The organism is Microbulbifer bruguierae, assembly GCF_029869925.1.
In the GTDB taxonomy this organism is placed as follows: Bacteria; Pseudomonadota; Gammaproteobacteria; order Pseudomonadales; family Cellvibrionaceae; genus Microbulbifer; species Microbulbifer bruguierae.
Window position 1 is genome coordinate 2,003,173 of the sequence record NZ_CP118605.1, and the last position, 21,715, is coordinate 2,024,887.

18 protein-coding genes are annotated in these 21,715 nt (G+C 57.7%); 2 read left to right on the forward strand and 16 right to left on the reverse strand.

Annotated features, from left to right (window positions below):
- Positions 1-132: 132 nt before the first annotated feature.
- Complete coding sequence (locus tag PVT68_RS08590; protein ID WP_280322320.1) at positions 133-1,443, forward strand: NAD(P)/FAD-dependent oxidoreductase; 1,311 nt, start codon at positions 133-135, stop codon at positions 1,441-1,443.
- Between the two features lie 85 nt (positions 1,444-1,528).
- On the opposite strand, the gene PVT68_RS08595 is transcribed toward PVT68_RS08590, so the two are convergent.
- Complete coding sequence (locus tag PVT68_RS08595; protein WP_280322321.1) at positions 1,529-3,547, reverse strand: hypothetical protein; 2,019 nt, start codon at positions 3,545-3,547, stop codon at positions 1,529-1,531.
- 325 nt (positions 3,548-3,872) lie between these two features.
- Positions 3,873-4,349, reverse strand: a complete 477-nt coding sequence (locus tag PVT68_RS08600) for a hypothetical protein (RefSeq protein WP_280322323.1) — start codon at positions 4,347-4,349, stop codon at positions 3,873-3,875.
- 818 nt (positions 4,350-5,167) lie between these two features.
- On the opposite strand from PVT68_RS08600, the gene PVT68_RS08605 reads away from it, so the two are divergent.
- A complete protein-coding gene (locus tag PVT68_RS08605) occupies positions 5,168-5,614 on the forward strand; it encodes a CBS domain-containing protein (protein WP_280322325.1) in 447 nt (148 codons plus the stop codon).
- Positions 5,615-5,629: 15 nt separating this feature from the next.
- On the opposite strand, the gene PVT68_RS08610 is transcribed toward PVT68_RS08605, so the two are convergent.
- The 14 genes from PVT68_RS08610 to PVT68_RS08675 form a co-directional block, all read right to left on the reverse strand.
- Positions 5,630-7,681, reverse strand: coding sequence for an SLC13 family permease (locus PVT68_RS08610; protein WP_280322326.1), 2,052 nt, complete (start codon positions 7,679-7,681; stop codon positions 5,630-5,632).
- Positions 7,682-7,844: 163 nt separating this feature from the next.
- Entirely contained in the window at positions 7,845-8,777 is a 933-nt protein-coding gene (locus tag PVT68_RS08615) for an SDR family oxidoreductase (RefSeq protein ID WP_280322327.1), read from the reverse strand.
- Between the two features lie 30 nt (positions 8,778-8,807).
- Positions 8,808-9,194 carry a VOC family protein gene (locus tag PVT68_RS08620; protein ID WP_280322328.1) on the reverse strand — a complete coding sequence of 129 codons (387 nt, stop codon included), beginning with the start codon at positions 9,192-9,194 and terminating at the stop codon, positions 8,808-8,810.
- 82 nt (positions 9,195-9,276) lie between these two features.
- A complete protein-coding gene (locus PVT68_RS08625; protein ID WP_280322329.1) occupies positions 9,277-9,645 on the reverse strand; it encodes a DUF2750 domain-containing protein in 369 nt (122 codons plus the stop codon).
- Between the two features lie 345 nt (positions 9,646-9,990).
- Positions 9,991-10,695 (reverse strand): M48 family metallopeptidase, encoded by a 705-nt coding sequence (locus tag PVT68_RS08630; protein WP_280322330.1) that lies wholly within the window; start codon positions 10,693-10,695, stop codon positions 9,991-9,993.
- Between the two features lie 26 nt (positions 10,696-10,721).
- Complete coding sequence (locus tag PVT68_RS08635; RefSeq protein ID WP_280322331.1) at positions 10,722-11,153, reverse strand: hotdog fold thioesterase; 432 nt, start codon at positions 11,151-11,153, stop codon at positions 10,722-10,724.
- A 41-nt stretch (positions 11,154-11,194) separates the two neighbouring features.
- Positions 11,195-11,776 carry a DUF2799 domain-containing protein gene (locus PVT68_RS08640; protein WP_280322332.1) on the reverse strand — a complete coding sequence of 194 codons (582 nt, stop codon included), beginning with the start codon at positions 11,774-11,776 and terminating at the stop codon, positions 11,195-11,197.
- A gap of 112 nt (positions 11,777-11,888) precedes the next feature.
- Positions 11,889-12,539 carry an MBL fold metallo-hydrolase gene (locus PVT68_RS08645; RefSeq protein WP_280322333.1) on the reverse strand — a complete coding sequence of 217 codons (651 nt, stop codon included), beginning with the start codon at positions 12,537-12,539 and terminating at the stop codon, positions 11,889-11,891.
- A gap of 103 nt (positions 12,540-12,642) precedes the next feature.
- Entirely contained in the window at positions 12,643-13,533 is an 891-nt protein-coding gene (locus tag PVT68_RS08650; protein ID WP_280322334.1) for a hypothetical protein, read from the reverse strand.
- Between the two features lie 497 nt (positions 13,534-14,030).
- Positions 14,031-15,080, reverse strand: coding sequence for a LacI family DNA-binding transcriptional regulator (locus tag PVT68_RS08655; protein WP_280322335.1), 1,050 nt, complete (start codon positions 15,078-15,080; stop codon positions 14,031-14,033).
- A gap of 93 nt (positions 15,081-15,173) precedes the next feature.
- A complete protein-coding gene (locus tag PVT68_RS08660) occupies positions 15,174-16,703 on the reverse strand; it encodes a tryptophan halogenase family protein (RefSeq protein WP_280322336.1) in 1,530 nt (509 codons plus the stop codon).
- A 35-nt stretch (positions 16,704-16,738) separates the two neighbouring features.
- A complete protein-coding gene (locus PVT68_RS08665) occupies positions 16,739-17,770 on the reverse strand; it encodes a cupin-like domain-containing protein (protein WP_280322337.1) in 1,032 nt (343 codons plus the stop codon).
- Between the two features lie 40 nt (positions 17,771-17,810).
- On the reverse strand, positions 17,811-18,530 hold the full coding sequence (locus PVT68_RS08670; RefSeq protein WP_280322338.1) for a SapC family protein: 720 nt from the start codon (positions 18,528-18,530) through the stop codon (positions 17,811-17,813).
- Positions 18,531-18,683: 153 nt separating this feature from the next.
- Entirely contained in the window at positions 18,684-21,707 is a 3,024-nt protein-coding gene (locus PVT68_RS08675; RefSeq protein WP_280322339.1) for a TonB-dependent receptor, read from the reverse strand.
- Between the last annotated feature and the right edge of the window lie 8 nt (positions 21,708-21,715).

Consider the following 21,715-nt stretch of genomic DNA (forward strand, 5'->3'; position numbering starts at 1 on the left):
ATTCTCCCGTTGCGAAAAAACAGACGCCCGGTGATACTCGCCACTATCATCGCAAGGGCCTTCAAGGGCTTTTACGGAGACCTACAGAGAGCCTGGAGCACATACATTTTTTGCTCTTAAGGAAACTCTGGTATGAAAAAAATCGTCATTATCGGCGGTGGTGCCGGCGGGCTGCAGCTCGCCACCAGCCTCGGCCGTCACTTCTCCTTCAATCGTTTCCACCGCCGCATCGACACTCCTGCCGCCCAGGTCACCCTGGTCGACAAAAATCGCACCCATATCTGGAAACCGCTGTTGCACCAGGTGGCCACCGGCGCTCTGGACTCCAGCCTGGATGCGCTGAATTACCAGGTGCACGCCCGCGCCAACGGATTCCACTTCGAACTGGGTTCCTTACAGGGGCTGGACCGGGAACACAAAACCATCGAACTGGCGGAGGTGTGCAGCGAAGACGGCACACCGCTGATACCTGCGCGCAAACTGGAATACGACTACCTGGTAATTGCCCTCGGCAGTCAGAGCAACGACTTCAATACCCCCGGCGTGCGCGCGCACTGCCAGTTTCTCGACAGCGCCGAGCAGGCGCAAAAATTCCACAATCGTCTGCTGGATCAATTCCTGCAGCTGGAGAGCCAGGTGGTGGACTCCGTGCATATTGCCATTGTCGGCGGCGGTGCCACCGGTGTGGAACTGGCTGCGGAACTGGTGGACGCTGTGCACGAGATGGGCCATTACGGGCGTATCAAAAATGGCGATCTGAAGGTCACCCTGATTGAAGCCGGCGCCCATCTGCTGCCGGCGCTGCCACCGCGCCTCGGCAACAGCTCGCAAAAGGAACTGAGCAAAATCGGTGTGCGTGTACTCACCAATACCCAGGTCGCCGAAGCCACCGCCACGGGATTCGTGACCAAAGAGGGAGAGGAAATACCCGCGGTGATCCGCGTGTGGGCAGCGGGGGTAAAGGCGCCGGATTTTCTGAAGAATCTCGACGGTCTCTCCGTCAACCGGCAAAACCAGATCGAAGTGGAAGCCACTCTGCGCAGTAAAACCGATGCGGCTATTTTCGCACTCGGTGACTGCGCCGGCTGCGAAGATGCAAACGGCCGCAAAGTGCCGCCGCGCGCGCAATCTGCACAGCAGATGGCAAACACTGCCAGCGACAATCTGATCAAGTTGGTGGAAAACCCACAGGCCGAACTCCAGCGGTTTACCTACAAAGACCGCGGTTCGCTCGTTTCCCTGTCCAAGTTCGACGCGGTGGGCAATCTGATGGGTGGTCTGGTGAAAGGCAGCCTGACCATCGAGGGGCGCCTCGCCGGCCTCGCCTACCGGTCCCTGTACCGCATGCATCTGGCGGCCCTGCACGGCTGGCCCAAGGCCATGTTGCTGTACGTGATCGGACAGGCCAACCGCTTCGTCAAACCGCGCCTGAAGATGCATTGATCGGGACGCCTTGACTCTGCACCTCTGTTACCGAACTTTCCGCATCGACCACTAAACGGGATACTTCCGTCGCGAATTACCGGGCCTACCAGGGTAGGCCCCAGTAGCGCGGGTTCTCAAACCAGATTTGTGTATCCCAGAACTCTGCGGCACACACGGTGTTCTCTGCGGCGAAGCGGTATTCGAGGCACGGCTGGTTGAGGTCACTGACGCCCTCCTGCGGGTAGGCGGGCTGGCGGAAGCGGAAGTGCTCGATCAGGTAGCGCAGGCCGTCCTTCATGTCCGCGTACTGCCAGCGGAGCCGGATGGGGGTATTGACGATACCGGTAGCGCCTTCCCCTTCCCGGTACCAGTCCCTCAGTTCGCCGTCTCGCCCATAAGTGCGGGTGAAGGTGAGTACCCCCTGAACCTCATCGCTGCTGTTGTAGGTGGTAATTTCCGTTTCCCGCAGCTGCTGGTTACTGGTGTACCGATACTCAACCACTTCGCGGGCTTCCGGGCGACCATCGGCGTCGGTGTCCAGCTGCATTTCCCGCCGCAGCAGATTCTCGTGGCTGTTGTAGCGATATTCAAACCTCCGCCGTACGTCTGGAGTGCCGTCCGCATCCACGTCGAATTCCCACACCTGCTCCCGCAGCAGGTCGTTGCTCAAGTAAGTGAAGCGGTAGGTGTTTTCACGGTCCACCACGCCGTCGCCATTGTCGTCGATGCGCTGGGTTTCCCGTATCAGGCGCTCGCGGCTGTCGTGGCGGAAATCAATTTCCGTGCGCTTATCCACGACGCCATCGGCGGGCGTAGTGTCGCCATTGTCTTCCGTATCGATCTGTTCCAGCAGCAGCCCGGCGCTGGTGTAGCGGAAGCTGAAACTTCGCCGGATTTCCACACGGCCGTCGGCATTCAGATCCGATTCGTCCTGCTGCAGTTCCAGCAAACCATCGTCACTGAAAAAGCGCTCGCTGCGAAAAATGGCATCGACAATACCGTCTACATCGTCGTCCTGCTCAAAGGTAAACAGCACCCGGTTACTGCCGTCGTCATAGTCGAAGCGGTAAATTCGGCGTTCGTTGACCACCAGCACGCCGTCTTCCTCGACGATTTCGACCAGAAAACCCTGCCCGTTAAACAGGCGTTCGGAGCGGTAGAAAAAATTTACAACGCCATTTTCATCGATATCCGATTCCCGCAAGCTGAAAACCAGGCGGGCGCGATCGTCATAGTCGAAAGTCAGGCGCTCGCGCCAGCTTTGTGCGGTATCCGGCAGAAAGAACAGCCGCAGCTCAGCGGGCAGGCCGAAGTCGTTGTAGACCAGCAGCACCTCCTGTTCGATGGAGCCATTGTCTTCAATGTCCCGGGTTTCCCGCACCGGTACATGGACGGGAACCTCTACGCCGAGGGCATCGTACAGGTACAACAGTGGTTCGCTCAGGGGCAGCTGGTACTGGATGGCAAACGCGGTCTTGATGGCAGACAGGGAATCGAGGCCGCGGCGAGCGGGAAATCCGTAGAGGTCGAAGGCAAAGTCCAAACGGTAATCCGCCAGATCCCGATTCCAGTCCGTGAGATCGATCCCGTTCTCTGGATTCTGATCCCGGTCCAGGGTCAGGAACAGCAGCATCATGTTGGCGACAAGGTCGAGCGCGTCTACCCGCTGGTGGTCTTCCAGCGCCGCACGCAGTGCCAGCTCATCTCTCAGGGGTGAAGACCCGACCAGGTCAAACGGATTGAGCTTCGGCGCACCGCTGGCGGAGCCCAGCAGGATACCGCCGAGGGAAAATGTCACCGTCTCCCCCTCGCGGTAGCGAAAGCGGCCATTGCGATTGGTGAGACCGGAAAAACTGGGGGTTTCGTAGTGCAACCCCTGGATACCACCGGCAATAAATTTTCCGGTTTTTTCCACGCCGCCAGGCGCACCGGGACTGGCGCTGCCGGAACTGCTTGAGCTGCCAGAACCGCCTCCGGAGCCGCTGCCACTACCCAGCGCGCGATTGCCGGAATCACTACTGAAATTACACCCGCACAACCACAGGCAAATGCACAGGCACAGACTGGAAATCAGGCACTGGCGGAACCTGTCGACACCCGGTGGGACTGGCCTCACTGGCACGGGGTACTCCTTGTCGATCATGCGTCAATCTGTTGTGGATCAACAGCTTGGTGAAATTGCGCGATTCAGATCTCAGAAAAGTATTGCTGACCGCGCCCGAGGTTGTCCGGGGGACAGCGCGGGAATAATCGGATTGACGTAAAAAGAGCGAAGTTAGCAGCCGTTTAAATGAAATCAACGCCGCTTGCGTAAACAGGGGTGAGAAGTCACGGCGGTGGATTTCAACCGTTGAGGACGAAAACTGAGGGAGGGAATGAGTAACAGAGGGAATGGAGGCAGGGATTCCGGCGGCAGTACCGCCGGAATCGCCGTTAGCGGGGAGCGATCAGATCTTCCAGGACTGCACCTTGTCCAGGCCGTGCTCGGCAACCCACTGGTTCAGCTGCTTGGGGTTGCGCTTTTTCTTTTCGATGGTGGCGTTGGTGTACGGGTTGCGGTAGTGACCGGTTTCCAGCTTCGGCTCCGCCGGCTTGTTGCTGGCAACCTTGCGGGTAGCGCGGCGCGGTGTTTCGCCTTCACGCTTGAGGCTGCGGGCAATGCGGGCCTTGAGGGTGCGCACGAAGTCCGGCGCATCGTCATTGTTAAGCTGACCAATCAACCACTCGACAATCTGCTCGCCGCGAGCGCTGTACAACTCTTCCTCTTCCATGTCGTATTCGGCGGCCAGGTTGATCAACGCCTTGTCAAACGCGATGACGCCCTGTTTTTTGCGCTCGGCCAGAGCCATCTGCTCTTGCAGTTCCTCGATTTTGGCCTGGTGTTCAGCGATTTGTTGTTCGATCTGGTCGTATTCCTGAAACATATATGTTGAGCCTCGATATATGTAAAACGTAGGTGGTTTGATAGTGTTATTTGCGGTGATTAATCACCAGTATTTAAAATGTGACTTCCGAGTCTTACAAAGCCCAGGATGAAGTTTGGCTTATATCCTTTTTTCTCAACCGTCGGTTACTTGGCCCGTTACTCCAAAGGCAACTTCGATAGCCGCTATACAGAGTGCACCGGGTTTTCACCCGCGCGGTGGTTACCAATTCAATGTGTTATCGGTGCATAACCGAATCAATGTATACAGGAATATAGACGCGACGGATTAGTTCCACATCGATATCGAATTCAATTTATACAATTCCCTGTAAAAACGCGGAAATACAGCACATAACATTGAACAATTGAATGACAATTAAAGCGTTTGCTTAGCAACGGCGACCAATACCCGGAGCCACTGAGTCGACAGCGCCGGAATACTCATAGTGAAAAGCTTGTATGCAAATAGTTCTCTTTAATTGAATACCGGTGTCTCGAATATCAGAAGACTCCTAAATATTGATGCCGATTGCCGACATTTCAAGTCTGATTTGGTTATTCAATCAAAACTGAATCAATATAAAAGCCGCCTCGGGGCACGGTCTTGAGCGCTGCGCATAATACTGATTTGTCCGCCGACCGCCAATAGGTTGTATATCTTTTTTACCCGGGCGTGATTTGGTTCTTTTCCTTGTTCTATTCTTGGGTGGAACTTGTGTAGTGTTGGATAGCAGCTGCTGGAAAGCTTTGGAAATGTATCTGCACAGACTTTTCAACGCCATTAGAGATGACAAAACTGGTTAAGGGGGACCTGACATGACCAAGATTCGGGATATTCATCATATGCCAACCCTGGCGGCCCTGATGACACCATTTCCCTACCATATCGACATCGACGCGCCCATCGAGGCTGCCACTGCACTGATGGAGCAACACAGCGTCCACCACCTTCCAGTCACCCGGGATGGCGATCTGGAGACGGTCATTTCCCGTGGGGATATCGAGCGCGTGCAGTCTCCCGGACACCGTCTGGAAGAGCAACAGCTCTATGTACGGGACCTGTGCGCCCGCCGCCCCTACATCGCGGATATCCATGACCCTCTGGATAAAATACTGCTGGCGATGGCGGATACCGGAATTGGCTCGGTGCTGGTGATGAAGGAAGGTGAACTGGCGGGCATTATTACGGTAACCGATGCACTGCGCTTCTGCGGCAACTTCCTCACCGATCTGGCTCGCACCCCCGACGACGACGTCGCCTGATCGCAACCCCGCCTCTCACAGCGGCCAGACCCATAGCAGCATGGGTACTGAAATGGCGACGACGAGTATTTCCATCGGCAGTCCCATGGGCCAGTAATCCCCGAACTTAAACCCCCCGGGCCCCAGAATAAGGGTATTGTTCTGGTGCCCCACAGGGGTCAGAAAAGCGCAGGAAGCGCCAATAGCCACCGCCATCAGGAAGCTGTCCGGGTTTACATTCAGTTGCTCTGCGCTACTGATGGCTATAGCGCACATGACGGCGGCAGTGGCGGCATTGTTCATAAAGTCCGACAGGGTCATGGTCACCACCAGGATCAGCACCAGCGCAAACACCGGGTTTCCCCGCGCCAGATTGTCCAGCATCGACTTCGCCACCACATCCGCGGCCCCGGTGGATTCCATCACCCCGGCCACCGCGATCAGCGCGCCCAGCAATACAATCACCGAGCCGTCCACCGCTTCGTACACATTGCGCAGGGGCACCACTTTCAGAGCCATAAAGGCAAGCGCACAGGTGGCAAACGAAATCGCAGCCGGCAGTAGTCCGAATGCCGCACCGGCCACGGCCAACGCCATGGCGATCAGCGCCACGTAGGCCTTCTCTTTATTGGGGATGGTGATATCGCGCTGGGCCAGGGGCACACAGCGCTGTTCGTTGGCGAAATTGCTCAGGTTCTCTTCCGTGCCCATCATCATCAGGGCGTCGCCTACCATCAGCGGCGTGGAACGCAGCCGCTTGACCGAGCGGCGCCCCTGGCGCGACAGGGCCAGCAGGCTGATTTCATAGCGCCCCGCCAGACGCAGGTTTTGTGCACTTCGCCCTACCAGGTAGGAGTCCGGCATCACCACCAGTTCCCGCAGCACCAGCTCGGCCTGGGCCCGGGCGCGCTTTTCTTCCCCCTCCTTCTTTTCGTCCTTTTTGCCCTCTTCCGGGGCCTCCTCCGTAAGCGCCGCAGAAATGCCGTTGGCGGTCTCATCGGCCGTATTCAATACCGACGGGATGTCCACATTCCCACGGTGAAGGTCCCAACGCGCCGCCTCTTCAGCGGCCAGTTTTACCGGTGCCGCCCCCTCAACCACACCCGGGCCTTCAGCGGATTTGCCGTTTATATCCGGGCCCTGCTCTTTGGGCTTCTTTCGCTCTTTTTTCTTGCCATCGCCTTCCTTTTCGCCGTCACCCTGCTCCGCCGCCAGGGTCAATCCCAGACTGGAAAGTACCGCGGACAGGGATTCCGGTTCTGCCTCGATCACCAGCAGATCGCCAGCGCCAATCCGCAGGCCCGGCATGGCGGTCGATACCCGCGCATTGTTGCGCACGACTCCGATAACCTGAGCGTCTTCATCGCCGATCATTTTCACCAGTTCCGCCAGGGATTTACCGATCGACGCACTTTTCTCACCCACCAACGCCTCGGTCAGATAGGTGCCGGTTTCAAAGGTCGCGGCGCCCGCTTGGCTGCGCGCCGGCACCAGACGCCAGCCGATCAGCGCCACAAACAACACGCCTACCAGGGCCACCGCCAGCCCAACGGGGGTAAAGTCGAACATGCCATAGCTGCCGGCGCCGGCACTGGCGCGAAAACCGGACACGATCAGGTTTGGCGGCGTACCGATCAGGGTAGTCATACCCCCGAGAATGGTGCCGAACGACAGTGGCATCAGCACTTTTCCCGGCGGCAGCTGGTAGCGGTCGGCAAGATCCGTGGCCACCGGCATCAACAGTGCCATGGCACCGACGTTGTTCATAAATCCGGACATGGCGGCACCCAGTGCGGTTAGTGCGGCAATGGCGAGGGTAATGCCGCCTTTTCGCGGTACCACCTTGTGCGCCAGCGCATCCATGGCGCCGGTGTTCTGCAACCCGCGGCTCAATATCAGCACACAGGCGACGGTGACGACCGCCGGGTGACCAAATCCGCTAAACGCCTCTTCCGGCTCTATCAGGCCGGCGAACACACAGGCCAACAGCGAGGCCAGCGCCACCATGTCGTGTCGCCACGAGCCCCAGACAAACAGCACGATGGTGACCGCGAGAATCAGCAGTATGGCAATCTGATCGAGAGTCATAGATGGGGAAATTCCGGGTCTGCCAGCGACTATGCGACCCGGGGAAATTCACCCGGGCACTGACAACCATAGTGGATAAGCGATTGCCCGGCATGGTGCCAGCCCTGCTTCACAGAAGGCGGAAGCATGCGGGCTGAGAGGGGAATGGAGAAGAGGAATGGCGTTACTGATTGGACAACTGCAGGCGACGCAATCCAAAACGGCGGGTCAGCAGCCAGTCGCGGAAACGCCGCGGCAGCCAGCGTGCCATCCACGGCAATAGACTGCTTTTGTTGCCAATGCGAATCAGGCTGCGAGGCCGCTTGCGCAACAGCTCCGCCGCCAGTCGCTTGGCCAGGTCCCGCGCCAGAGTGGCGTTCTGCTGGGATTCCAGCGCCCGCGCCCGCACCGCGTCTTCGCTCCGCTTGTACCAGGAATCCGGCGCCAACAGGCCGCGCAGGGACGTCTCCGCGTGGCGCCCGAACTCAGAGGCAATGGCCCCCGGCTGCACGGTAACCACGCGGATTCCGAAGGGTTTGAGTTCCAGCCGCAATACATCGGACAGGGTGTGCACGGCAGATTTGGAAGCGCAGTAGGCCCCGGAAAACGGCGTCGGCATGATCCCGGACACCGAGCCGATATTGCAGATGATGCCGTGGCGGCGGGACTTGAGCAGCGGCGCACAGGCCCGGGCCAGGGCCATGGGGGCGAAAACATTGGTGCGAAACTGGGCTTCCAGTGCGCGGGTATCCAGCTCCAGCAGCGGCCCCATCTGGCCATAACCGGCATTGTTGACGAGGATATCCAGGCGGCCGTACGCGGTTTTGATGGCGTGTACCACGCGGTTGATGTCCGCCTGGGAATTGACGTCCAGCGCGTCTGTGGCAATCCCTACATCCGCCAGTTCCTGCAGGCTTTCGGCGCGACGCGCGGTGGCAATGACGATGGTACCGCGAGCGTGCAGCGCCAGCGCCAGTTCGCGGCCGATACCACTGGAACAGCCGGTGATGAGTGCCACCCGATCCGGCACCACGTAACCGCGGCCGATCTGCGCAAGGCTCTCGGCAGCAAAGGTGTGATCGGAAGGGCGAAACCGATTGGCAGGGGGCTTGCTCACGTTACTGCTCCACAACGGCGACTCGTAAACTCAATCTGAGTGTGTGTCTGTCAGTTTGAAGTGGGGATTTTCGATCAACCCGAAAACGTTGCCGAAGGGGTCGAGAAAACTGGCCATCAGTATCCCTTCGCCGACGTCGACAATCTCGCCGTGCTGGCGCGCACCGAGACCATTGATCCGCTCCACCTGGGCTGCGATATCCGCAACCCCCCAGTAGGCCACAACGCCATCCGCGCGGCTGGTGACATTGCGCGCATTGGGATCCAACCCCAGCTCGAAGCCGCCGACGTTAAAACCCACGTAGGCATCGGCTTCAAAGTAGGGCTCAATCTCGAGCAGGGTGGTATACCACGCTTTCGCTTCCTGTATGTTACTCACACCGTAAATGATGCTGCGTAACCCCAAAAACTGACTCACCTCAGACCTCCGTTTGGAGCATTATTTCCGGCGCTGACGCCGACTTTATGTTGTCTGTATTTTGAGCAGGCCGGGCTCAGAACTATTCCAGTTCTTGCTCCAGCTGTTCCAGCAGGTCAAGGGGTTCGATTTCTTCCCCTTCCAGCTCATCGTTCCAGTTGATGCCCACCAGCAATACGTCTTCATGCATACCGGTGAGCCAGTCGTCCATAAATTCTTCAAGGTCTACGGGAACAACCTGGTAGTCCACCCAGTCGTCGACGATATGCGCTTCGGCATATTCCCGCTGGGACCAGAACGGCATGACATCGCTACCCGGACGGGTTTCCGATTCACACAGGGCAAACCCCTCTTCCCCCTCCAACGCCCACACACACCCTTGCTCTACCGCCTCTGGCAGAAAGCGGGCGCAGTTTTCCTCAAAATCGTCTCCGAGAGGTTCCAATTCCATACCGGCTTGCCTTGAAAATAATGTTGGGAGTTTACGTCAGATTGGGCGGGATAAGTAGAAACTTGCGCTGGGTTGTGGATGGTTCTTTATTCAGAACCAGGATGGAGATTCGGGTTCTGGGGTTCTTAGTAGCGAGTCCGGGGCGGCAAAGTGCCGGACGCGGGTTTTCAGGACCGCTGTGAACCCATCCCTGGGCGCTTCGTCGCAAACAGGACGTTTGCGACGCAGCTTACAGGGACGTATTGAAGGGGGGCGCCTAGCCCGGTTCCAAAAACTAATCCCCAGCACTCCGGCGCCACCGAAACCACTACGAAGCTATACCCAGGGACCGCGATAAAACAAAAACTAAAGCTGCAACCGGTGTCCATTTTCTTTCAACCACCGCCGCAGCACGCGGTATTCCGGACAAAGACTTCCCACCAGTTCCCAGAATGCCCGACTGTGATTGTGATGTTGCAAATGGCAGACCTCATGAATCACCAGATAATCCACCACGGGCTCAGGTGCGAGACAAACCAGCCAGTTGTACTGGAGTTCTCCACGGATGGTGCAATGTCCCCACTTGCTGCGGGTGCGCCGGACTTTTACCGAAGAAAAGTTAAGCCCCAAAAGGCCAGAAAAATAGCGGGATTTTTCGTTCAGGGTTGCCAGTGCTTCGCGCTGATAAAGCTTCTGCAACGCCGCCTGAATCTGATCTTCATCCGGCTCCCGCGTGCGGCAATACAGCTGGATATAGCCATCGCGAATTCCCGCATCCGCCGCGCGCCCAGCACGGTCCAGCTCCAGGGTTTTACCCAGCCATGGAAAGCGCGCACCGAAAACATACTGGTGATCCGGCACTTGCGCCTGACGATGCTCCAGCCCGCGCAACTGCTCGCGCACCCAGGCAATATTGTCTCGCAGGAACTGATGACCGTGACGTTCAGCACAGCGCTGTGGGATCCGCACTTCCGCACCCTTTTCCGTTACGACCAACCCCAGGCGCTTGCGGCGCGGCGAGCGGGATAAACGGTAGGACACTTCCTCAAAAGTAAACAGATCCGCAGTCACAACAAAAATATCATCAAGCAGCAAAATTATCGTGTGGGCACCGGCACCACTGCCATAGTGATGCGGGAGATACAGTTGAGTTTGCCTTTCGGATCATGGATACGGATTTCCCACACCTGACTGGAACGACCGAGGTGAACCACCGACGCCTTCGCGGTAACGGTACCTTCCACTACCGGGCGCAGATGATTGGCATTGATCTCCTGACCAACGCAATAAAACTTGCTGTTATCCACAACGAAATTGGCCGCGACCGACCCCAGGGTTTCCGCCAACGCCACACTGGCGCCGCCATGAAGAATACCGAACGGCTGGCGGGTGCGATCTTCCACCGGCATGGTACCTACGAGGTAGTCTTCGCCGACTTCAATCACCTGCATTCCCAGATAGCCGGGCATGCAACTACCCAGACTCTGATTCACTTCTTCCACCGTGGGGTTGCCATACCAGATCGACATGAGATCACCTCTTTGAATTCACCTATAAACGGCAGTGAATATCAGTAAAACAGCAGAGGATTGAAAGCACCAAAGCCACCAAAGCGCATCATCTCACCTTCCAGATGACGCATTTCCCGCATCAGGGAGCGCCGCTGACTGCGCAGGGCTTGCGCCTCCTTTTCCGTCGTGGCCTCATCCAACGCTCTGGTGATCCGATAGTACTCCCGCTCTACGTTATCGTAGCGGCTGGCCAACGCGTTATATTGTTGTTCCGCCTGGTACACCACCAGTCCACGCTGGTAGTTGGCCATAAACAAATCCGCAGTTGGGCCGGTACATACCCCTTCGTAGTCGCGGCCGTAGCGGCCGACGGTAAAACCATTTTCCGGGGTACAGTACTGCTCCACGCCCTCTTCATGGCCCCGCAGCCAGGCAGCGGTGTCGGTGCGCACGCCGTATTCGTGACACTTCTGCGCGATCTGGTAGACGGTGGCCTGGCTGCGACCACGAGCGCCGTCTTCGATGCCGCGCTCGTACCAGAGGCCCGCCTGGCACTCATTTTCAGAAATTACCGCGCAGCCACCAGCCAGCGCCACGGCCGTAGAGAGCGAGATCAGGGTGAGGATTTTCCAGAGTTTCATGACCGGCCTGCGATTCCATGTGTTAAACCCAACGCTGGCCTCCGGCAAGGTACCGCCACCGAAGGTGTTCACCGTTTCTATTTAGCCCGCTCCCGGGTGAATCATTCCTGAATCAGCCAAAGCGTTTGTCCGCGACGAAGGGATTTGTCTGTCTCTCCTGACCGAAGGTCGACATGGGGCCGTGACCGGGGATGAACTTGACCTGGTCACCCAGAGGCCAGAGCTTTTGGGTGATGGAGTCGATCAGGTCCTGGTGGTTGCTCATAGGAAAGTCGGTGCGACCGATGGAGCCGGCGAACAGGACGTCACCCACCAGCGCCAGATTAGTGGGGCGGTGGAAGAAAATGACGTGGCCGGGGGTGTGGCCGGGGCAGTGTACGACCTCAAGGACTTCGTCGCCGACGGTGACCGTATCGCCGTCGTTGAGCCAGCGGTCGGGGGTAAAGGTTTCCACCGGGGGGAAGCCATACATCTGGGCCTGTACGACGATTTTTTCAATCCAGAACTGGTCGGCTTGCTGGGGGCCCTCTACGGGCAAGTGCAGCTGGCGGGACAAGGGCGCGGTGCCACCGACATGGTCGAGGTGACCATGGGTAAGGAGAATTTTTTCCAGCTTGAGGCCGCGCTCTTCGACGGCAGCCAGTATGCGGTCAATATCGCCGCCCGGATCCACTACGGCGGCGCGTTTGCTGTCGTCACACCACAGCAGGGTGCAGTTTTGCTGAAAAGGAGTGACGGGGACCGAGTGAAATTGCAAAGCCATGGGATTACCTGTTGAGTCTTCGGTGCCGAGTATAACGCCCGCACGCCTATCCGGCTAAGGTGGCCCAGGTGCGTAGCGCTTTGCTCCCCACGACTTAACTGACCTAGACTGCCGCAACCGAGGCCCGCTGTAACGAGCTCGCTCTGCGCCCATTCGACTTCTTCAATACGTCTTTTACATCGTCCACCAGACTCTTCTGCACCAGCTCGTTTTGCCAATAGCCATCGTGCGACACCAGCTGGGGTCCCCAGCTTGCGGCGCTCCAGTCTGCCAGGGGCCGGGTTTCGAAATCCCGGTAAACCGCCTGGTTGTAGGAAGGGCTCAGGGGTTTCAGGGGCCAGCCGAACAAGTCGTCGGGATGGTAGAAATTTTTCCAGCGGAAGTTGTAGCCGCGGGTATCCGAGGTGACGGCCTGGATCTGGTCGCGCGCCATACCGGCGCTCCACAGGGGATTACTGGCACCGAGGGTATACCAGTGGGCAAGGGTTTTGCCCCGCAGGAACAGATCTTTGGCAGAGCCTTTGTGGACGCCCTTGGGGCCACCGTCGCGCCAAATGCCATGGCTTACGGTTGGTCGCTGGGCATCCCACAGATAGTTGGAAAGAATACTGCAACCGATGGAATGGCTGAGGAGAATGATCGGCGTGGTGTCGGAGGTGGCTTTGGCAGCGCGTTCCAGAGTCTGGTAGATGGCCTGCTGGGTTTTGTCATAGTTGCCTCCGCGCTGGTCGATATCCGCCAGTTGTGCAGAGGCTTCGGCGAGGCCGTAAAGCATGAATTTGCGCGCGCGCAGGTAGTCCATATCGCGCTTCTGCATGGCGTCGAATACCCGCTCGATATTGGGCTGCAGGTGGCCCTGGCAGAGGATGGTATCCGCATGAACGCGGGACCAGTCGTCGCCAAGTGCCTGTTCGAGCGCCCGGAACAAGGGCGCGGCAAAATCTTCGTCAACGGCCCCCATACCAGGTGCTGCCAGTATTACCAGATCCGCCATGTTCGCTCCCCGTAGCTTTCTTGTTATTGGTTATTGGATGCGAATACCTCTCCGGGATTTACCCGCGCATCTTTATCAGGTCGATATCAGGTCGATGATTTTCAGCACTCGTTTAGTTCTCTGTGCTCAGTGTTCACTGCTTTGTAGATCAGCAGTAAACGTACATCAGCAATAAACACGCCAATAGACGGCAATCATCGCTTGGAAACAGGAAAAGCTACCACCGCTTGATGACGATGGGAAGAATTGCGCCATAAAAGACGAAGAACACGCTAAAAAGCAGTTAGAAAGACGCTGTTTTGCAGAAAATCAGATTTTTTTACGCCTTCGGGGAACTTGAGCGTCAGCGCCCCGTCAAAGAAATCAGTTCCCCCAGGTCACGCCCGTGAAAGCGTGTGGTGACCGAACTCTCTCATCGTATCTCTGCTTGAAGCCGGCCTTGCGCCGGCTTTTCTTTGCCTCCCGCACGCGAGTCACAAGACCGGCGCGCACAGAAATCAGCGTTTCGGCGGTGCGTCGGAGCGGCGGCGGATCAGGGTGAAGTCCAGTTGTACCTGCTGGCCGTTTTCCGCTTCCCCGGCGCGCACTGCGCGCACTTTCCTCACCAGCAGATCCACCGCCGCGCGCGACATATCCACAACCGGCTGGTGAATCGTGGTCAGCTCCGGCCAGATGGTGGTGGCGACCGCGGTGTCGTCAAAACCGCACACGGTGAGATCTCTGGGCACATCCAGGCCACGGCGCTGGGCCACGGAGATGGTGGCTGCGGCCATTTCATCGTTGCAGGCGAAGATTGCGCTGGGCGGTTGCGCCAGATCCAGCAGGCGCTCCGCGCCCCTCAGGCCGGAGCGGTAGGTAAACAGCCCGTCTACTACCAGTTCATCGATCAGCGGCAACGCCGAATCCTTCAGCGCCCGGCGGTAGCCCTCGAGGCGCCGCCGGCTCACCTGCTGACCACAGTCGCCGGTGATAAACCCGATGCGCTGGTGACCAAGGGAGACGATGTGCCGGGTCATCTCATAGGCAGCCTGGTAATCGTCGATCTTGACCACGGAAATATTGTTGCGCGCCTGCTCGGAGGCAATCAGCACCGCGGGGGTATCGCTGCTCTCCAGCACTTCGAGCACCTCGGGCAGATCCGACAGCGGTGGTGGCAACAGCATCGCCTCTACCCCACCACTCAGCATCCGTGCGGCCACCGCTTCCGCGTTCAGCGACACATCACAGTGCTCCACCACCAGCTGGATGTTGTAGCGGCTGGATTGTTCCAGCGCGCCAATCAGGAAAGCGCTCAGGTAGGACGCGCTGAGATTACTGTGCAGCAGACCGATCTTGATCTGTGCACCGCCGGCGAGACTGCGGGCGGCACTGTTGGGGGTATACCCCAGGGCTTTGATCGCGGCATTGACGATTTCGCGGGTGCGCGCACGCACGTTGTCTTCACCGTTGATCACCCGGGATACGGTCATCGGCGAGACCCCCGCCTCGCGGGCCACATCGGCTATGGTGGGGCCGCTGCCCTGGCGGCGGCTCTGCTTTGGTTTCACGATTTCGCTGGCCCGATCAATTCAGTGGTGGCCAATGATCCAATGTTCCATCGGTGTGGGCAACTCCGGGCCTTGTCCGGCCAAGCAGCAAGGCTACAACGCGGCGGTTTCCGGCTTGTTCATCGCGGTATTATTTGCGGGAGCGGCCTTGCAGTAGCGGTCGATAAAGACCTGATGCTCCGGCAGACGCGCCACCGCATTGCGAATATTTCCCTGCAGCCCCGCCAATGCCTGGCGCAACTGCGGCTCGCTCATCAGTCGCCCCATGGGGTGATAGGTTTGTGGATACAGATGCTGGCCGAGCATCACCTGCACCCAGCTGTCGGTGCGGAACAGTTCGTCCGCGTTGCGATGCACCTGGGCACTTTCACGGAACAGTGCGATACGCTCGGCGAGAGAGTCCGGTACCGACATATGTTTGCAGTAACGCCAGAATTCGCTGTCTTCGCGCTCCGTGAGTTTGTAATGCAGCACGACAAAATCCCGCACTTTTTCCAGCTCATCGCGGGACTGCTGGTTGAAGCGCTGCTGCAGCGAAGGAACAATGCCGTCAAATGGGAACAGCTGCATCAGGCGAGTGATGCCAATCATGATCAGGTGGATACTGGTGCTCTCAAGGGGCTCCACAAAGCCGCTGGAAAGACCGAGGGCAATGCAGTTCTTTTCCCAAGCTTTTTTGCGGCGACCGGCGCGATAGCGGATCAGGCGCGGATCGAACAGCGGCTCGCCATCAATTTCCGCCAGGAACTGCGCGAGCGCCTCGTCGTCGGACTGATAATCACCACAGAAGACCATGCCGTTGCCCATGCGCGATTGCAGTGGAATCTGCCAACGCCAACCGGCGCTGCGGGCGATAGCGCGGGTGTTGGGGCGGGCCGGGCCCGCCAGTTCCGACTGCACCGCATAGGCGCGATCCGTGGGCAGCCACTGATTCCAGTCCTCAAACCCGCACTGCAGGATTTCCTCCATCAATAATGCACGGAAGCCGGTGCAGTCGATAAACAGGTCTCCTCGCACCTGCTTTCCGCACTCCAGTACCAGTGACTCGATAAAACCGTCCGCAGCATTGGTACGCACTTCCCGAATCTTTCCCTCGCTACGCACTACCCCACGCGCCTCACAGTGTCCGCGCAGATACTGCGCGTAGCGGGTGGCATCCAGGTGATAGGCGTAATTCAGCATTGGCTTTTCCGAAGTGGCGAACTTGCGACTGTTTAACGCCTGGGTTTCCAGACAGTAGTCACCGAGTTCGCCGCCAAATCCAAGGCTTCTTGCGTGTAGCCAGAACTGGTGGAATTCACCCATCCAGTTTGCTTTGCCGAGATGCCCGAAACCATGCACATAACGGTCACCATCCCGGCCCCAGTTGGCAAACTCGATACCCAGTTTGAAGGTGGCCTGGGTTGCGCGCATAAATTCCGCTTCGTCGATACCCAGCAGCGCGTGAAAAGAACAGATGGTGGGAATGGTGGATTCCCCCACTCCCACAGTACCGATAGCATCGGACTCCACCAGTTCTATTTCCAGCAGTGATCCCAGCTGTTTGGAAAGCGCGGCGGCAGCGAGCCAGCCAGCGGTGCCACCCCCGGCGATCACCACTTTTTTAACCTGGTTATTGTTCATTTTTCTTTTCTCCTGTCATCCCGTGTTACACCCATTCAGCGGTTCAACCGCTGCAGCAATTGTGCGCGCAAGCGGCGCGCACTCAGGGTATCCAGCTCCGCCAGGGCGCCACGCGCGTGTTCTGGCAAGTGCGCGCGCGGTGTTTCCGCTGGGCCAAACAGGTAGTAGTCAAACAACGCACGCCAAGCCTGCTTTTCACTGTCCGGTCTGTCGCGCAGGCTGAGAATACCGTGCAGCAGCGTGTTCATCGGCGTATCCATAAAGGCCGGCGACGGGTTCCACCAGTAATTCACCATGGCGTTGAACGGGGCCTGCGCCTCCACTTGATGCCACCACAGGGCCGGGTAAAACAGTACATCCCCCGGATCCAGATCCGCTACCTGTGCCACCTTCAGGGCCTCGCGGAAACTTGGATAGCGTGTGTGATCCGGATGGTAAAAATCCACCATGCTCACGACCTGCCCCCCCGGTGTCGGCTCCAGCGGCCCCGGGTAGAGATTGGCCACCTGTTCCGGTGGAAACAGGATGAAGCGACGCTTTCCGACCAGCGAACAGGCAATATTGTGGGACTTATCAAAATGTGCCCGGGCCACAGTGCGATTGCCCAACCAGATACTCGCCAGCGGCGCAAACTGTTCCAGGTTTTCGCTCTGGCGAACCAGGTCATTGGCGTCACGGAAACCGGGGAGGCAGGCGTCAACCGTAGTTGAGCCGATATAGAAAGCCGGGGGCTTTTGCTCGCTGAGGTGTTGTTCAATATGCTGGAAAAAATCGTCCAGTTTCAGGCGTTCGCTGGCAAAATTGAGACCGGTGAGATCGTCGTTGTAGCCGAATTGCCCGTCAATTTCCGCGGTACCGATATAAGCCACCAGTGGGGAGCCGTTATAAAACCGCAGTAAATAGTTCATCGCTGCCTGGGGCGATTCCAGTCCGGCCTGCACCATTGGCCAGCTGCGTGCAAACCCTTTGACCACCACAGGCACATCGCTCTCAATGAGCTGCTGCAGAGGAAAATGTGCGAGTTTCGTGCCGTCCATTTCAGGCACTTTGTTGTCGATCTGGATCATGGCAATCCCGGTGTTATTGTTATTGTCAGTCGCGAGTGTTTCAGGTAACCGCTGCGGCAGAGCGGCGGTTCTTCAACTCGATCAAACGGGAGACATTGCCCTGGGATGCGAGTACATGAAATGCTAGCTGCAAATATCCCTGTCGGTTGAGGGCCTCCAACTGCGCTCCATCCAAAGCCGCCAGTTTTTCCCGACTGATGGTACTGAAATGTTCAATGGTGTACTGCTCGCCCTCGTTGAGTTTGAGTTCCAGTCTCACCGGTTCAATCAGACCGCAGGATTCGAAGGCCGCGAACATGCCCTTGCTCTCCGTCACACCGCGGTGAATCAACTGCAGAATACCGCTGATACGCTCCAGGTATGGGGAATGGCCGCCATGGGTAAGGAATACCGGCTGCCCACGGTCGCGGTTGACCCGGGGGTTATCCATATCCACATGAATCATGGGACTGCCGGACGCGCCCTGCAGGCCAATCAGAAACGGGCCGCGGGCACGCACGGCGGGAATATAGGTGGCATTCCAGCCATTCTCGTCCAGAAACAGGTTTTCATCCCGGTCCAGCCCTAACAAGGCAACAGACTGATACTCACCACTGGTGTTGTCACGATGAAAAAAAATCGGGTATTCCTTCTGGATATCCAGGTATTCCGTGGGCAGGGTTAACACCTGATTGACATTGTCGCCAAATTTCTCGGAATAACCGGTAATCACTTTCAGGTCGTGATGATTGACGTTGTCCAGTAATACACTTTGGGTCATTTCTCTCACCTGGGTTTTATTATTTTTTTGGATATTCAGTCACTAACAATTCAAACCAGTACTTCAAAGCAGAAAAGGGCCGCTGCATTCGCAGCGGCCCTTCCAGATTGAACAATCTGTTTTCTGTTGGCAAGTTTGCATTGCCGGTTTATATCAGAACTTGTACTGCGCACCGATCAGATAGCGAGCATCCAGTTCCTGAGCAAACCAGACGTTGTTCTCGTCGCGAGCGAAGGTCTTCATACTCTCCTCGGTGAGGTTCAGGCCTTCAAACAGCACGGTGAAATTATCGGTCACTTCGTAGCTGATATTCACATCCAGCTGACCGTACTCATCCACATACACCGGGTTGTTGGACGCACCGCGGTTGACCTGGGACAGGAACTGATCACGCCAGTTGTACGCGAGGCGCGCGGACACACCGAAGTTTTCGTAGATCACCGCGAGGTTGGCACTATCGCTCAGGCCGAGCAGCGCAAACTGGGTATCTGCCGGATCTGCACCGTTGTCGTAGCCCACGTCACCACGCACGGTAGTCAGGTTCGCCTGCAGACCGAATCCGGTCTCCCCGAAGAAGTGCTGTGCCGCAAGCTCAAAGCCGTGAATCTTCGCTTCACGGTTATTCACCGGCACCGCCACGTCGAACATGAACAGCGGATCGCTGGAATCGGCGACCACATCGTATTCCGTGAGAATCTCATCGATATAGCCCTGTGGAAGGTTGCCATCCACCAGTTCGCTTTCGAACATGGTTTTGGCACTTTCAATACCAAAGTTGTCGATCAGCGCAGTCAAGGTAAACAGGTGCGCTTCACTGGCATCTACGCCCATCTCGTCCAAGGCCGCGAGGGCATCACCGGAACGGCTTCCCGCCGCGCCAGAGGTCGGGTCACGCAGGTCAAACAACGACTCACTGAACTTGCCGTCACCGATAAAGTTGGCAACGCGCTTCTCGTAGAAACCGGCGGATACATAGCTGCTGTCGCCGTAGTACCACTCCACAGACAGGTCGAAGTTGTCCGATTCCAGCGGCAGCAGACCCGGGTTACCGCGGCTACCACCGGGCACAGCGCCGAGCGCGATGGGACCGGACGGGTTGCTTGCGGTGGTCGATGCGAACAGGTGGCCGTAATCAGGACGGGCAATGGTTTTGCTGTAGGAAACCCGACCCTTCAGGTCCTGACGCAGGTCGATGGAGAAATCCAGGCTCGGCAGCAGGTTGTTGTACTTGCCACTGAGGCTCACCGGCATCTGTTCGCCAGTCAGTGTGCGGCCAAAGTCGTTGTCGGATTTCCAGATGATGTTTTGGGGTACCGCCACCAGCGAAGTGGATTTGGTATCGGTTTCTTCAAAGCGAGTACCAATAACCAGTTGTGTGGGGAAGTTGCCCAGTTGACCTTCCAGGGTGAACTGGAAGTAGGCAGACAGAATGTCTTCCTCCACCATGTTGTATTCCCGGGTATCGATTTCGTCTTCCGACCAGGGCCCGGCAAGGGCCATAAGCAATTCACCGGCGTTGCCGCGATAAGCGGTAAGACCTGCACTGCCCGGATTGTAGTCGTCAAACATGCAGGTCATGCAGAAGGCTTCCACCAGGTCCGCGGGAATGTCGGGGGTGCGGTTACCCCAACCACCCAGAGACTGGGTTGTCTGCATTTTCTGCTGGGTCATTTCGGAGCCGATGGAACTCAGGCCAAAGTCGATGCGCCCATTGTCGAACTCCCAGCTGCCGTCGAGGCTGAACTGATCGATCTGATGTTCCTGGCTGGAAGTCGCGGTGCGCGCAACAGACGTGGACAGTTCATTCGCATCGATCTGGCCATTGCCATTGAAGTGATCGTCATTGAACACGATATCCGCTACCGGGAAGCCGCTGCTTACATCCAGGCTATGCGCATCCACTACGAAGGCACCGATACCGAACAGGATAGAGCTGGTACCCAGCGGGCCATTCGGGTTGGACTCGGACTTGGAGGTATGGGCATCAAAGCTGAAGCTCAGATCATCCGAGGCATCCCACTCCGCATTAAAACCAAAGGACTGTAGTTCGTCTTCACTGGAGCGCAACTGCTGTTCGAAGCCCAGGTCTTTTACGTCACCGGGAATGTCCTGGTACTGATACAGCGGCGTGGCGACGGTGGAGTTGCCGTCGAAGGTCATTTCACTGCGGATGGCGTTGAACCAGTTGCCCTGGTCGGTACGCTGTTCCAGCTGCTCGTTGTTCGCGTACAGCGCGTCGGCGGTCAGGGTCAGATCTTCGCGGGGCCGGAACTGCATGGTGAGCTGGGCGTTGGTGCGCTCGCGCTCATTACTGGAGACGTGGTAACGGCTGTCTTTGGGAATCGCAACCAGCTGATCGTCCGCCGGCGCATTGTTGATCACCGTATCGTTACCCACAAACTCGCTGGAACCGTCGTTGATGGAGGCACCGGTACGGATATCCCAGTCGTTGACGGTAGCACTGCGGGTACCACCATGGCGCTCCTGGTAGGAACCGAACAGAGCCACACCGAAAGTTTCTTCTTCGTTGGTCCAGCTGAACAGACCCGAGGTTTCCGGGGTGAAGTCATCACCATCAAAGTTCACACCGGTGTCGTGCATGCCTTTCACACCCACGGACGCCTGGATACCCGGATTGTCCAACGGGCGCACGGTGTTGATATTTACGGTTGCACCGATGCCGCCGGTGGGGGATGAAGCGCGGCCGGTTTTGTACACCTCAAGGCCGGACACACCTTCAGAGGCGAGGTTTGAGAAGTCGAAGGAGCGGCCGGTGCCAGATTTCCAGTCGGAATCCTGGTCACCACCAACGGTGGTAACATTCGTCGTGGGCATCTGGCGTCCGTTCAGGGTCACCAGGTTGAAGCTGGGACCGAAGCCGCGCACGGTAATTTCAGAACCTTCGCCATTCACCCGGTTGATGGACACACCGGAGATCCGCTGCAGGGATTCCGCCAGGTTGGTGTCGGGGAATTTGCCCATATCTTCGGCAGAGATGGCGTCAACCACACCGGCGGAGTCACGCTTGATATCCATGGCCCGTTCCATGGAAGCGCGGATACCGGTAACGGTAACCTCTTCCAGCGCGGCGCCTTCCTGGGCGAACAATTGCGGTGCGCAGGTCATGGAAGCAATGGCTGCTACCACGGCACCGGACAATTTTGTGCGTTTGAACATTTTGGATT